This window comes from Lentibacter sp. (genome assembly GCF_965657785.1).
In the GTDB taxonomy this organism is placed as follows: domain Bacteria; phylum Pseudomonadota; class Alphaproteobacteria; order Rhodobacterales; family Rhodobacteraceae; genus Lentibacter.
In genome coordinates this window covers 17,779-31,892 of record NZ_CBFHPP010000024.1, presented here as the reverse complement: position 1 = coordinate 31,892, position 14,114 = coordinate 17,779, and the positions used below count along the sequence as shown (strand labels likewise).

Annotated in this window: 12 protein-coding genes, 1 tRNA gene and 2 pseudogenes; 4 read left to right on the top strand and 11 right to left on the bottom strand. The window is 55.4% G+C overall.

What is annotated here, in order from left to right; genetic code table 11:
* Window positions 1-436: N-formylglutamate amidohydrolase (locus ACTF58_RS11590; RefSeq protein WP_438992132.1), on the bottom strand; the 436-nt coding region annotated here is incomplete at its 3' end.
* A gap of 153 nt (window positions 437-589) precedes the next feature.
* Between ACTF58_RS11590 and ACTF58_RS11585 the strand changes: the two genes are divergently transcribed.
* Window positions 590-664: transfer RNA gene (locus ACTF58_RS11585), tRNA-Val, on the top strand.
* 87 nt (window positions 665-751) lie between these two features.
* Window positions 752-877 (top strand): type B 50S ribosomal protein L36, encoded by a 126-nt coding sequence (ykgO, locus tag ACTF58_RS11580; RefSeq protein ID WP_085850311.1) that lies wholly within the window; start codon window positions 752-754, stop codon window positions 875-877.
* 106 nt (window positions 878-983) lie between these two features.
* On the opposite strand, the gene ACTF58_RS11575 is transcribed toward ykgO, so the two are convergent.
* The 9 genes and pseudogenes from ACTF58_RS11575 to ACTF58_RS11535 form a co-directional block, all read right to left on the bottom strand.
* Entirely contained in the window at window positions 984-2,204 is a 1,221-nt protein-coding gene (locus ACTF58_RS11575) for a phenylacetate--CoA ligase family protein (protein ID WP_438992131.1), read from the bottom strand.
* A 110-nt stretch (window positions 2,205-2,314) separates the two neighbouring features.
* Window positions 2,315-3,139, bottom strand: coding sequence for an ABC transporter ATP-binding protein (locus ACTF58_RS11570; RefSeq protein ID WP_438992130.1), 825 nt, complete (start codon window positions 3,137-3,139; stop codon window positions 2,315-2,317).
* 72 nt (window positions 3,140-3,211) lie between these two features.
* On the bottom strand, window positions 3,212-4,495 hold the full coding sequence (locus tag ACTF58_RS11565) for an ABC transporter substrate-binding protein (RefSeq protein ID WP_438992129.1): 1,284 nt from the start codon (window positions 4,493-4,495) through the stop codon (window positions 3,212-3,214).
* Window positions 4,496-4,571: 76 nt separating this feature from the next.
* A pseudogene (locus ACTF58_RS11560) lies at window positions 4,572-4,721 on the bottom strand (branched-chain amino acid ABC transporter permease); the annotation flags it as partial.
* Window positions 4,722-4,970: 249 nt separating this feature from the next.
* Window positions 4,971-5,750: pseudogene (locus tag ACTF58_RS11555) on the bottom strand (branched-chain amino acid ABC transporter permease); the annotation flags it as partial.
* A gap of 113 nt (window positions 5,751-5,863) precedes the next feature.
* Window positions 5,864-6,118, bottom strand: coding sequence for a hypothetical protein (locus ACTF58_RS11550; RefSeq protein WP_438992128.1), 255 nt, complete (start codon window positions 6,116-6,118; stop codon window positions 5,864-5,866).
* A gap of 4 nt (window positions 6,119-6,122) precedes the next feature.
* Window positions 6,123-7,124 carry a branched-chain amino acid ABC transporter permease gene (locus ACTF58_RS11545; RefSeq protein ID WP_438992127.1) on the bottom strand — a complete coding sequence of 334 codons (1,002 nt, stop codon included), beginning with the start codon at window positions 7,122-7,124 and terminating at the stop codon, window positions 6,123-6,125.
* A 38-nt stretch (window positions 7,125-7,162) separates the two neighbouring features.
* Window positions 7,163-7,984, bottom strand: a complete 822-nt coding sequence (locus ACTF58_RS11540) for an ABC transporter ATP-binding protein (protein ID WP_438992126.1) — start codon at window positions 7,982-7,984, stop codon at window positions 7,163-7,165.
* Window positions 7,981-9,954 carry an AMP-binding protein gene (locus tag ACTF58_RS11535; RefSeq protein ID WP_438992125.1) on the bottom strand — a complete coding sequence of 658 codons (1,974 nt, stop codon included), beginning with the start codon at window positions 9,952-9,954 and terminating at the stop codon, window positions 7,981-7,983. The genes ACTF58_RS11540 and ACTF58_RS11535 overlap by 4 nt, the downstream gene beginning before the upstream one ends.
* Before the next feature lie 206 nt (window positions 9,955-10,160).
* Between ACTF58_RS11535 and ACTF58_RS11530 the strand changes: the two genes are divergently transcribed.
* Window positions 10,161-12,071 carry a PAS-domain containing protein gene (locus ACTF58_RS11530; protein ID WP_438992124.1) on the top strand — a complete coding sequence of 637 codons (1,911 nt, stop codon included), beginning with the start codon at window positions 10,161-10,163 and terminating at the stop codon, window positions 12,069-12,071.
* Window positions 12,068-12,769, top strand: a complete 702-nt coding sequence (locus ACTF58_RS11525) for a response regulator transcription factor (RefSeq protein ID WP_438992123.1) — start codon at window positions 12,068-12,070, stop codon at window positions 12,767-12,769. The genes ACTF58_RS11530 and ACTF58_RS11525 overlap by 4 nt, the downstream gene beginning before the upstream one ends.
* A gap of 146 nt (window positions 12,770-12,915) precedes the next feature.
* On the opposite strand, the gene ACTF58_RS11520 is transcribed toward ACTF58_RS11525, so the two are convergent.
* Complete coding sequence (locus ACTF58_RS11520) at window positions 12,916-14,112, bottom strand: hydantoinase/carbamoylase family amidase (protein WP_438992122.1); 1,197 nt, start codon at window positions 14,110-14,112, stop codon at window positions 12,916-12,918.
* Window positions 14,113-14,114: the final 2 nt, after the last annotated feature.

Below are 14,114 nucleotides of genomic sequence, written 5' to 3'. Positions count from 1 at the left end.
TGCCCAACATCTCGTGATAGGGCCGCCAGTAGGTATTGATTCTGCGCTCCGCCTCGCTCAGGGGCAGCTTGCCACGATAAATCGCCCGTCCCCCCGCCACAACGCGCGGCACAACCCCAAGCCCCGAGGCAACACGCGGGTTATGCCCCCGCACGCTCACCCCCTCCAAAAGGGCGGGGTCAAGCTCACTTGGCGCACGGTTCAGATCAATAAAAGCACGCGGCGCTCCCGCCATCAGAAGCGGCGCGCCGCACTTGGGCGCATGGGCAAACAGCCTGTCTACAAAGGCATCTTCCGAGGTTCGAATGCTATGTTGGTCCAAAACAGTCTTGCGCAAAAACGTCCAAGGATAGTCCCGCCCGCTGTGCGGCGAGGCAAACACAACAGAGGTTGTGCGCCGTTCCGGGTGGATCAAATCATAAGCAACGCGCGGCATTCTGGCTCCAGTTTGTTAAGAAGAGTATAAGTCAAAAAAATGAGGCGTCAAAAGCTCTTGATCATATCTGCGACTCCTTTTATAGACACGAGGCGCTGGCGCGGGTTTCCGCGTCCCTTTTTGTTTTAAGGGACGAAAAAACCAAGCCAGTTCGGGCGATTAGCTCAGTGGTAGAGCACTTCGTTGACATCGAAGGGGTCACAAGTTCGAACCTTGTATCGCCCACCATATACCATTCACCGCACAGGGGCTTGCCCTTGCGCACCCGCAAACCCAAAGGCGCAAGCCCTGCGCCGCGACCAAGGAGACAGCCTCATGAAGGTTAGAAACTCACTCCGCTCGCTCAAGAGCCGGCACCGTGACTGCCGCATCGTGCGCCGCAAGGGCCGCGTTTACGTGATTAACAAAACACAGCCTCGCTTCAAAGCCCGTCAAGGCTAAGCTTCGGCTGAACGCAGACCTGAAAAAAGAGCCGCACCTTTCAAGGTGCGGCTCTTTTCTTTTGCAAAATCAGACGTTTGAAAAGGAAGGCTCTCAAGCCTCCCCCTCAGTCGTAACTGCGCAGATCTTCGATCACCTTGCCGTCATTGGGTAGGCTTCCGCGCGCAACAATCTCGATATCGCCCTTGAGTTTCAGCACTTCAGCAACCGATTTGGCATAGGCCGCAGCGTCGCCACTCTCGGCCTCAACCATCACAGTCATCGCGTCCATCTCGCCTTGGCGTTTGGCCACCACGCGGGCCTTCAAAATCTCGCTGTGCTTGGCCACAAAAGCCGCAACCTGCTCTGGGCGCACAAACATCCCCTTGATCTTGGTGGTCTGGTCTGCACGGCCCATCCATCCCTTGATGCGCATATTGCTGCGCCCACAAGGGCTTTGCCCGTCCATCACAGCGCTCATATCGCCCGTGGCAAATCGGATCAGCGGATAATCAGGGTTGAGTGTCGTGACAACAACCTCGCCAACCTCACCAACGGCGACGGGATCGCCTGTGCCGGGACGCACGATTTCAACAAGCACCCCCTCATCAACAATCATCCCTTCCATGGCCTCGGTTTCATAAGCAATCGTGCCAAGATCCGCCGTGCCGTAGCTTTGCAAGCACATGATTCCACGGTCTTTATATTCGGCCCGCAAGCTCGGAAACAAAGCGCCGCCGCCAACAGCCGCCTTGGTAAACTTGAGCTTGAGGCCCATCTCTTCGGCCTTATCCAGAATGATCTTGAGGTAGTCAGGCGTGCCCACATAGGCCGTGCAGCCAATGTCATGCGCCGCCTGCGCCTGAAGCTCGGTCTGGCCGACGCCCGCAGGCAAAACAGCCGCCCCAACAGCCCGCGCACCACTCTCAAACATCATACCCGCAGGGGTCAGATGATAGGAGAAACAGTTCTGCACAATATCGCCTGCGCCAATCCCAGCCGCCGCGAGAAAGCGCCCCGCGCGCCACCAGTCGTGGCTTGTGTTGCCGGGTTCATATATCGGGCCAGGGCTTTGAAAAATATGGGCAAACCCGGCCGCACCCGTTGCTGTAAGCCCGCCAAAAGGCGGCGATTTCTTCTGAGCAGCGCTCAAGTCGGACTTGCGCAAAACGGGCAGCCCCGCCAGATCCTCAACAGAGGTAATCCGGGATGCATCCACACCCGCAAGGCTCTTGCCATAGCCAGCCAACCCTTGCGCCAAAGCCACTTGCTGCGGCAAAAGCTTGGCAATTTCTGCCGCGCGGGCCTCTGGTGATCGCGTTTCCAACTCGTCGAAAAACTGGCTCATCTCGCAAACTTTCTTGTGGTCATCTGCGCCTTACAGGCGGCAGGCTTATATCGCCCCCGACAAAATTGCCGAGGCTCAAAAACGGGTTGGTCGGTCTTGGCCCTCAGGCCTTAGCTGAGCCAGCGCTTGCGGCGGCGATAGCTGCGCACATCCCGGAAGCTCTTGCGCCCGTCATCAGACATCCCAAGATAAAACTCTTTCACATCAGGGTTCTCGCGCAGCTCTTTCGCGGGCCCGTCCATAACCACACGACCCGACTCAAGAATATAACCATAATGCGCAAACCGGAGCGCCACATTGGTGTTTTGTTCGGCCAGAAGGAAGGTATAGCCCTCGCCTTCGTTCAGCTCTTTGACGATCCCGAAAATCTGCTCCACAAGCTGCGGCGCAAGGCCCATTGACGGCTCATCCAGAAGGATCGTTTCTGGCCGGCTCATCAGCGCACGCCCGATCGCAACCATCTGTTGCTCACCGCCCGAAGTATAGCCCGCCTGCGAGCGGCGACGCTCTTTCAAGCGTGGGAAATAGGTATAGACCATCTCAAGGTCCGCATCGACGGCGCCCTTGCCGTCCGTGCGCGTATAGGCGCCTGTGAGCAGGTTTTCCTCAACGGTGAGGTGCTCAAAACAGTGCCGCCCTTCCATCACTTGGATCACGCCCCGCTTGACCAGATCGGCTGGATCAAGATGCTGCGTAATTTCGCCACGATAGCTCACGCTGCCTTTGGTAACTTCGCCACGCTCCGAATGAAGCAGGTTTGAAATCGCCTTGAGCGTCGTTGTCTTGCCAGCACCATTGCCGCCCAACAAAGCGGTAATCCCACCTTTGGGGACTTTGAGCGAAACGCCTTTCAGCACAAGGATCACGTGATTGTAGATCACCTCGATGTTGTTCACTTCCAGAACGGTGTCGTTTGTTTCACCAGCATCCAGCATATCAGGGCTCGCTTATTTGAATTCGGTTAAAAGATTGGCCGCCCGCCCCTTTGAACGGGCGGCCAGACGCGCTTAGTTGCAGCGCTGTTCGATGTTGTTTTCAGCGGCGAAGGCCTCTGAGTCTGCGGTGATCAGCGGCAGGATAACCTCCATGTCCGATGGTCCGAAGTCAGAGATCAGGCTCCACTTCTTGTCAGTTGCGTTCCACTGTGTGATCCCGCCGAGGCCTGGACCACCGTGGTTTTCACAAGACACAGCAAAGCTCGGGCCAAAGTTCGGCATACCAAGAGCTGTCATCTTTTCTTCAGTGATCTCGAGGGCTTCCATACCGTCACGCATCATTGCTGGTGTGATCTGGGCTGTGCCGTGAAGCGCTTGAGCCGTTTTGGCCGCTTCGGCTGCGAGCATCGCTGCATACATACCGCGGTTATACAGCACTGTGCCGATCTGGTCGCCAGCGCCAGCCGCGAGGCCTTTGTCAACAACGTGAGTTTTGATATCGTCAAAGATCGGGAAGTCCGAGCCAACATTGTGGAATGTCACAGACTTATAGCCATTGGCCGCATCGCCCGCTGGCGTCACGTCGTGCTCCGCACCGGACCACCAGATCCCAATGAAGTTCTCCATGTTGAAACGGATGTTCGCCGCTTCCTGAATCGCAACTTGGTTCATAACGCCCCAGCCATACATGATGACATAGTCAGGCTTGTCGCGGCGGATTTGAAGCCACTGTGATTTCTGCTCCTGACCGGGGTGGTCAACAGGCAGAAGGCTCAGCTCATAGCCGTGCTTTGCCGAAAGCTCTTCCAGCGTGCGGATCGGCTCTTTGCCATAGGCAGAGTTGTGATAGACGAGGGCCACTTTTTTGCCCTTGATGTCGCCACCGTTTGTGTCAAGCAGGTGGTTGATCGCAACAGATGCACCATTCCAGTAGTTTGCTGGATAGTTGAAGATGTGGCTGAAAACCTTGCCGTTGGCGGCAGATGTGCGGCCATAACCCATTGTGTGAAGCGGAATACCATCGGCTGTCACTTTGGGGATCAGCTGGTAGGTGATACCTGTTGAGAGCGGTTGATAAACAAGTGCGCCGTCGCCTTTTGTGGACTCATAGCACTCAACGCCTTTTTCAGTGTTGTAGCCTGTTTCACACTCAGGAACTTTCGTCATCACGCCGCCAATGCCGCCATCACGCTCGTTGAGCAGCGTGAAATAATCGGCATATCCGTCAGCAAACGGAATACCACCCGCCGCATATGGGCCTGTGCGGTATGAAAGTGACGGGAACACGAGGTCCGCCATCACTGGGCCTGCTGCCATCACGGCTGCCACGGCCATAGTTGCTAGTTTCGTCTTCATCGGGGTCTCCTCCCTTGGTTTTTTCCGATGTTGGTCACAGCTATTGCGCTGTGACCCCTATTTGTTGCCCTGCCCCTTAGTGGGGGAACGGCCACAACCGTAGTTTCTCTTTCGCAACCCGCCACAGCTGGGCAAGCCCGTGCGGCTCGGCGATGAGGAAGATAATGATCAGCGCACCAACAATCACAAGCTGCAAGTGAGCCACAATATCTGTCGGCCATCCCATGCCGCCAATGGTGAGAGCATAAGCCATGAAGGTTGCAATGCTGGCGAAAATCCAGCCCACACCCGCGCCCGCAATCAGACTACGTGTGCGGATGATACTGATCACCCACATGATAAGCGCAGCTGCAAAAGCGAGCAGGAACACCCAGCTCATGACTGTGGAAAAGCCAGAAATTTCATCAGTGCTATCCGCCAACATCAACTTGAGAAGCACGGGCAGAAGCACAAGGAAAGCCGCGCCAGCAAACGAGCCGAAAATCGAACCAAGACCACCAATAATCACCATGAACAGAACGATGAAGGACTTCTGGATGCCGAAGGCTTCGCCGACTTCCACAGCGCCAAGATAGACGGCGAAGAAGAGCGCACCAGCAATACCGATATAGAAAGAACTGACCGCAAAAGCGCTTAGCTTGGCTTTGAGCGGATTCACCCCGATAATTTCGGCCGCGATGTCCATATCACGAATGGCCATCCACTTACGCCCGGAGGCCCCACGCGTCAGGTTGCGTGCAACGATTGCGCAGAGAGCCGCGATGACCAGACAGAAAAGATAAGTCGCCCAGGCTTCAGTGCTCGGCCCCGTGATTGCGACGCCAAAGATTTCGCGCTCAGGTGCGTTGATCTGGCCCGAAGCGGAGTAGTTGTAAGCCCATGACCACTTGTTGAAGAGCCAGACAAGGAAGAACTGTGCAGCCAGTGTCGCAACCGCAAGGTAAAAGCCTTTGATGCGCAGGCTCGGCAGGCCAAAAAGAACACCGACAACAGCCGTCACAAATCCAGCGAGGATCACAGAGAAGAAGATATTGATCGGCGGGAGCGCATATTGCACACCGTCGATCCAGATATCGAGGCCCGTCATGAACTTGTAACAAGCATAAGCGCCGACGGCCATGAAGCCCCCTGTCCCAAGCGAAACCTGCCCACAATATCCAACGAGGATGTTGAGCCCGATCGCCGCGATGGAATAGATCAGGAAGGGCAAGAAGATCGCGTTGACCCAATAATCATTGATCAAAAAGGGAACCATCGCAAAGGCCACAAAGAGCACAAAGTAATAGCGGTAGCGGTCAAATTTGATCGGGAAAGTCTGCCCGTCATCCTGATAGGACGTCTTATAGTCACCAGCCTCACGGTAAAACATCAGACACTCTCCCCGTATTGTTCTTCTAGATGGCTAAGGTCTGCGCGGTTTGCGCGCTTGGCATAGCCTGTTGCTTCTGCGTGGCGAACGAGCTGGAGATATGTCCAGATCCCGATACCTGCGCCAATCGCGGCGCATATTGCGGCTGTCGTCATTTGGCCTTCGCTCTTAACGCTTGCTGAGAAAGCCAGATACCCAAAGGCCCAAAAGCCTGACCATGCCACCACATTGATAATCGCAATGATTTTCATCATGCCGCTAGACCCTCTCGATAATCTTCTCGCCAAACAGCCCTTGGGGGCGGAAGACGAGGAAAATAAGAGCGAGCACATAGGCAAACCAGTTTTCAGTTGCCCCGCCAACCATAGGGCCAACAGCGAATTCAAACAGCTTTTCGCCGACGCCAATGATCAACCCGCCGACAATCGCACCCGGAATGGAGGTGAAGCCACCAAGCATCAGAACCGGCAAGGCCTTCAGAGCGATAAGCGAGAGCGAGAACTGGACACCTGATTTTGTGCCCCACATGATTCCCGCGACCAGAGCGACAAACCCCGCAAGAGACCAGACCATCACCCAGATAAAGTTAAGGTTGATCCCAACAGACAGCGCCGCCTGGTGATCGTCTGCCACAGCGCGCATGGCACGGCCCTGCTTGCTGTATTGGCTGAAAATCACGAGCGCCAGAACAAGGATAGCAGCGATCACAGTTGCAAACATATCTAGCTTATCGATGAAGAAGCCGTAGAAATTCTCATTGCCAAAGCCCATCCAGCGCGTGCTGTCTTCAAGCCAGATGCTGGCGCCCTGCGGCAGGCCGACATCGAGGTTCTTGATCTCGGAGCCCCACATCAGATCACTGATGCCTTCAAGGAAGTAGGCAAGTCCGATTGTCGCCATGAAGAGGATGATCGGTTCCTGCCCGACGAGATGTTTGAAAACAAACTTCTGCACCAGCCACGCCAGCAAAACCATAAACGCAGCGGTCAGCAAAATGCCGAGCAGTGCAGGCAAATGCCAGCCGAAGTAGTGCACTTCCGTGCCAAACATCGCATTGATCAGATGGCTGAAAGGCACCTGACCGTTCATGATCCCGACAAGAGTCGCCGCAGCAAAAAGCGCCATAACCCCTTGGGCATAGTTGAAGATACCCGAGGCTTTATAAATCAGAACAAAGCCGAGAGCGACAAGGGCATAGAGCACCCCGGCCATAAGTCCGTTGAGGAAGACTTCTATCCCAAAAATCAGATTGTCAGGCATTGTTGAGGCCTCCAAATACGTGTGTCAGTCGAGCTTGCTCAGTCATGGCTCACCCCCAAATAGGCGTCGATAACAGCTTGGTTGTTACGCACTTCATCAGGCGTGCCATCGCCAATCTTTTTGCCATAATCCATCACGACAACACGGTCGCTCAAGTCCATGACCACGCCCATGTCGTGTTCGATCAGAGCAATCGTGGTTCCAAATTCGTCGTTCACATCAAGAATAAAGCGGCTCATGTCCTCTTTTTCTTCGACGTTCATACCGGCCATCGGCTCGTCCAGAAGCAAAAGCGAAGGCTCCGCCGCCAGCGCGCGTGCGAGTTCGACCCGCTTTTTGAGACCATAAGGCAGACGCGCCACGGGCGTCTTGCGGATCGCCTGAATTTCAAGGAAATCGATGATTTTTTCGGCGCGCTCGCGGTTTTCAACCTCTTCGCGCTCCGCCTTACCCTTCCAAAGACCCTGAGCCAAAAGCCCAGTCGTCATGTGGTTCAGGCGGCCTGTCATCACGTTATCAAGAACGCTCATCCCGTCAAACAAAGCGATGTTTTGGAACGTGCGCGCAATGCCTTGGCGCGCAACCTCATAGGGCCGCATCTGCGGGCGCTTTGCGCCCTGATACCAGACTTCACCCTGCTGAGGGATATAGAAACCAGAGATCACATTGAGCATCGAGGATTTGCCCGCGCCGTTCGGCCCGATGATGGCGCGAATTTCGCCTTCCTTGATGTCAAAGCTGATGTCCGTAATGGCCTTCACCCCACCAAAACTCAGGGTGATGTTTTTCATCTCCATCAACGTGCCGCCAATTTTGCGGCCGTCAGCTGTGGTGTAGCCTTCTGTGCTCATGTCGTTCATTCTGCTGCCACCTTCTGTGTCGTGACGGTCTGAACCTTAGCGTCAACAATACTCAAAGTCGCGCTGATGGCGCCTTTGCGGCCGTCTTCGTAGGTTACTTCCGTTGTGGTCGAAATTTGCGGTGAGCCGTCATAAAGCGCATCAATGATGTCCTTGAACTTATCGGCCACAATCACACGGCGCACTTTTCGTGTGCGCGTCATCTCGCCATCATCCGCATCAAGCTCCTTGTGCAAGACAACAAAGCGGTGCACCTGACAGCCCGAGAGCATCTCGTCTTGCGCAACAGATTCATTTACCGCCTCGACATGGCTCTGGATCGAAGCCAGAACTTTGGGGTGGCCTGCAAGCTCTTGATATGAGGCATAAGCAATGTTGTTGCGCTCGGCCCAATTGCCGACAGCGGTCAGATCAATATTGATAAACGCAACGCAGCGATCCTTACCGTTTCCAAAAAGCACAGCTTCCAGAATGTCAGGGTAAAACTTGAGTTTGTTCTCGACATACTTCGGCGCAAACAAGCTACCATCCGCCATGGTGCCAACGTCTTTGGCGCGGTCAATGATCCGAAGATGTCCTGTGTCCGGCTCAAAGAAGCCCGCATCACCCGTCGCAACCCAGCCCTCGGCATCTTTGGTTGACGCGGTGCTTTCAGCATTTTTGTAATATTCAACAAAAGTGCCTTCCGAGCGGTAATAAATCTCGCCGTTTTCTTCGATACGGATTTCAACGCCCTTGGCCGGAACACCAACAGTATCGGCCCGCACTTCGCCATCAGGCTGAACCGTGATGAAAACAGAGGCTTCTGTCTGGCCATAGAGCTGCTTGAGATTGATGCCAAGCGAGCGGTAAAACTCGAAAATTTCAGGGCCAATGGCCTCGCCCGCCGTATAGCCAACGCGCACGCGGCTAAAGCCGAGCGTGTTTTTGAGCGGGCCATAAATGGCGAGATCACCGATCTTGTATTTCAGGCGATCCCAAAGACCGACAGGCTTACCGTCAAGAATAGCCGGCCCGACTTTCTTTGCGTGCGCCATAAACACATCAAAGAGCCGCTTCTTGAAAGGGCTCGCGTCTTCCATGCGTATCATCACATTTGTCAGCTGCGTTTCAAAAATACGTGGCGGTGCAAAGTAATATGTCGGACCAATCTCGCGCAGATCGGTCATCATTGTCTCAGGGCTTTCCGGACAATTTGTGCAGAACCCCGTCCAATACGCCTGACCGACCGAGAAAATAAAGTCACCCACCCAGGCCATCGGCAGATAGGCCAAAATTTCGTCACCTGCGTTCAGATGATCAAACTCACTTGCGTTCTTGGCCGTCTCGATAATGTTGCGATTGGAGAGCACAACACCTTTGGGCTTACCCGTTGTGCCAGACGTATAAAGCATCACGCAGGTGCTGTCGTATGTCAGCTTCTCACGGCGCGCTTTCAGATCTTCGATCCACTCATAATAAGCGGCGCGACCCTGCGCTTGAATATCGACAAACCGGTGCAGCGCGTGGTGGTCATATTTACGTAGCCCGCGTGGGTCAACGTAAATCATATGCTCAAACTGATGCAGCCCGTCCTGAATTTCGATGACCTTATCGACTTGCTCCTGATCTTGGCACACAACAAAGCGCGCACCACAGTGCTCCATGACATAGGCCATCTCTTCAGCAGAGGCATCTTGATACAACGGAACAGGAACAGCGCCGACCGATTGCGCAGCAACCATCGCCCAATAGAAGTGGGGGCGGTTACGGCCAATAATCGCAATGAAGTCGCCTTCATTCACGCCAAGATTGATAAACCCAAGCGCCAGCGCCTCGATTTCCTTCTCGGTCTCGGCCCATGTCCAGCTTTGCCAGATGCCAAATTCTTTTTCACGGTAAGCAGCCTTATTGGCAAACTCCCGAGCGTTGCGCTGTAACAGCGCGGGAACGGACGCAAGCCCGCTCGTCGCTTCTGACGACTGTGTCAATTCTATTCCTCCCTTTGCCCCTTTCGGGCCAAACTCGCCACTGTCCGGGCGATTCTCCTCCCCCCAGCGTGACTGTTTCAGAGTTGCCGTCAACTTTTACCTGATCATTTCCCGAATCTAACAAATTGTAACAAGCTCGATTTGCGACCCTGTTGGGCTTTGCCTGACCGTCTTTGGGTGCTAGCACAGTGCAAGAAAGGTGGCTTATGAGCACACTCACCAACAATCAGGCCATGACAATGGCAGGGCTGAACCTGATCCAGCAGGCGCTGACAATTTATGACAGCGACCTAAGGCTCGTCTTGTCAAACGAGCGTTTCCGCCAGATGTTTGCCCTCCCCGATTGGGTCGTCGCGCCTGGAGCCGACTTTGCAGCCACCATTCGCTATCTTACAGAACGCGGCGAATATGGCGCAGTCGATGACATCGACGCCTTTGTCAAAGAGCGTGTCGACCTCGCGCGCGCTTTTGAAGCGCATTATCTTGAGCGCCAGATGGGCAACGGGCGCTGGATATCCGTAGAAGGCTCCCCCTTGCCCAACGGCGGCTGGGTCGCAGTCTATACCGACATCACAGGCTCAAAACGTCAGGAAGAACTTCTTCGCACCCGCTCGGAAACGCTCTCCGACCAACTCCTCACCCGCGCCGAAGAACTCGCAACAACCAATCGTGAGCTGGAGGCAACCGTAACCGCGCTTGAAGAAGCCAAACGCCAGCTCACCGCAATGGAGGCGCGCACCCGCCTGACAACCGAAATGATGCCGGCACATATCGCCCATGTCAGCTCGGAAAAAGTGTATACGTTTTCGAACCGTAGGGTCAGCTCTGTGATGCCCGGGAGCATGGCCGACCCTGTGGGCCATCACGCCTCTGACGTTCTCGGCCCCCAGCCATATAGCGTTATTTCTCCGCACCTTGAGCGTGGCTTTGCGGGCCAGTCCTCGGTTTTTGAATTCAACCATGAACCAAGCTCGCGCCGTATCCGTGTCGCGCTCACGCCCGATGCCAGCACAGGCGGGGTATACATTCTGTCGATGGACATCACCGAAGAAACCCAAACACGAGCAACCCTTCAGCAAAACCGCCGCCGTGAGCTGGCGGCGCAAATGGTCTCTGGGCTCGCACATGACTTCTCAAATCTGTTGACGATCGTTCTGGGATCTCAAAGTCGCCTGCTCGGGTTTGATCTGCCGCCGAAGGCAGATGCCCTCGTGAATGCAACAATCACGGCCGCCCGTCGCGGCGGAGATTTGCTCAATCGCATCGCTGACATGACAGGGCTGCGGGATTTGCACCCGCTTCCAACTCGGCTCAACAGCTTTTTGACCGAGTTTCAAACGCTTGCCGAAACAACCCTCCCCGAGGGTGTCACGCTTGAAATCAGGCAACGAGACAAGCCACACGGCTTGACGCTCATGCTGGATGCGGGGAGCTTGCGCGACAGCTTGCTCAATCTTATTCTCAACGCGCGCGACGCCTGCAATGGCACCGGCAAAATCATCCTGACGGTAGATTTGGTGCAAAACACATGGGTCGACTTTACCGTATCCGATACAGGGCCCGGCTTTTCAGAACACGCTTTGGCAAATGTTTTTGACCCGTTTTTCACCACCAAAGGAGACAACGGGTCAGGCCTCGGCCTCGCCATGGTTTATGATATGGCAAAGCTCTCAGGCGGTCGTGTGCAGGCGCGCAACGGAGCCGTCGGGGCGGAGGTCAGCCTGCGGCTGCCCCTGCGCCTTGCTCCTGCGCCCGTCGCACCGGGCCTTGCCCTTTTGGTTGAGGATAACGCGTTGATCCGCACAGATGTGCGCGAAATGTTGATTGCTCAAGGCCATACCGTCATCGAAGCAACAAGCACAGAAGAAGCTCTTTTGCTGGCGCAAGATCTGCCCGATATTGCACTGGTCTTATCGGATATCTCACTGGAAGGCGAAGCCACGGGCATAGATTTGCTCGAACGCTTAGGGCAAAATCGACCGCCAAGCTTTCTGATGACGTCGCTGCCCGAGACGGACCCACTCTTTCAACGAGCCGTGCTGCTTGCCCCTGTTGTGCGCAAGCCCTTCACAGCCGAAACCCTTAACAGCTATCTTGGATCGGACATCGCCTTATGACCAAGCCACTTGTAACCATTTTGGATGATGAAAGAGCCATTCGCCAAATGCTCACAGATGCATTGGAAGAGGCTGGATTTGAGACCCTGAGCTTTGGCCGCGCCACCGAATTTGAGGCAGCACTCAAAACCGCCACACCAGATGTCTGTCTGGTCGATCTCTCTTTGCCCGACAAAGACGGGCTCACGCTCGTCCATAGGCTTGCACTTGAGCAGGGTGCTAGCGTTATCATCATTTCAGGGCGCGCGCAGGTTCAGGATCGCGTGACGGGACTAGAGCTTGGCGCGGATGATTACATCATCAAACCGTTCGAGCCCGCAGAAGTCGTCGCACGGGTGCGGGCCCGACTGCGCAAGGCGGCCCCAGCTCCACAAAGCACCGAAACCGCGCGTTTCAACGGCTGGACCGCGTTTTTTGACCGCTATATGCTCGTTGATGACACTGGTTTGGAAACAGCGTTTTCCCATGCCGAGGGCGAAGTTCTCCGACTGTTTCTGGAGCGCCCCAAACGCCTGATCTCCCGCGCAAATATGCAAGAAAGCCTTGGTGGCGCGGCGGGAGAAAGCTTTGACCGGGCAATGGACGTGCGCATTTCCCGTTTGCGCACCAAACTCGGCGAAGACCCGAAAAACCCAAGGTTGATCAAGACCATCTATGGTGCTGGATATATTTTTCTCGGTGATGTCCTCTGGGGGTGACACCGCTGAGTGTGGCGTGGCGAGTATTTTTTCTCGAATATGACTGCGCCAAATCCTACCCGCTGGGGGTGCCCTGCTCCCGAAGACTTAAGCGACACCGTGGACGGAGTTTGATTGAAAGAAACGGTTATGAGGCGGCAGGTGGTCTAACCCAGCCTCTCGATCGCGCCTGCTAAGACCTCAAGCCCCTTCACCAGATCGACCTCTAAAGTATCTTCTTCAAATGCGTGGCTAATGCCATTGATGGACGGAACAAAGAGCATGGCCACAGGCATATGTTGCGCAACATTGGTCGCGTCATGCAGCGCGCCTGACGGCATCAGGCGCCAGCGTCCTTCAGTAAGGGCTTGAGCGCTGGCCTCAAGCGCTCCGCGCGATTTGGCATCCATCGCAACAGGCTCAAGTCCGAGCATCGGGCCAAAAGTAACCTCCAGCTCCCGCGCCTCAGCCACGTCATGAGCCGCTCTGCGGATCACATCTTCCATTCGCGCCAGACGGTTCGCATCTCCATCGCGCCACTGCATCGAGAACGTGGCGCGCCCTGGCACGATCGAGTGGGCATCCGGATGCAGCTTTACATGGCCTATGGTCCAGACTGTTTGCGGCGTCACCACATTTTGAAACCGCTCTGCAATCAGCGCATTGAACGCACCCAGCGCCTGAAAAGCATCTTTACGCAGATGCATCGGAGTGGTTCCCGCATGATTCTGCTCACCTTCAAAAGTTATGCGCATATCGCGAATGCCGACAATATCGGTCACGACACCAACAACGTCCCCCGCTTGGTCAAGCCATGGGCCCTGCTCGATATGCATCTCTATGAAGCCACTAAATTGTGCGGGATCGACAAAATCTCCCGCCATAAGCGCCATGCTCTCACGCGCCTGCGCAAGCGTCACACCTGTGCGGTCAGTCAACTTGTCTGCCTCTTCAAGAGATAACGCCCCAGACCAGACCGTGCTTCCTGTGGTGACGCCAAAGCGGCCTTCCTCATCCTGAAAGCTCACCACAGAAACAGCAGGCCCACCCGCTTCCTTCGCTGCTCGCGCAACTTCTAAAGCAGCTATGACGCCAAGCGCACCATCCAGCCAGCCGCCCTCAGGCTGGCTGTCAGAATGAGACCCGAGCAAGATGGAAGGCCCGTCTGCTAGCCCGAAAAGGGACCCCATAGGATCGTAATGGACGTTGAGACCCGCCTCTTTGAACCTCCCAGCAAGCCAAGCCCGCGCAGCAACATCGGCTTCACTATAGGCAGGGCGCACAATCCCCTTTCCCACACCGGACGCCCCGAACTGGCGCAATGCGTGAAGATCAGAAAGAAAGCGGGCTGGGTTCACCTTCATCC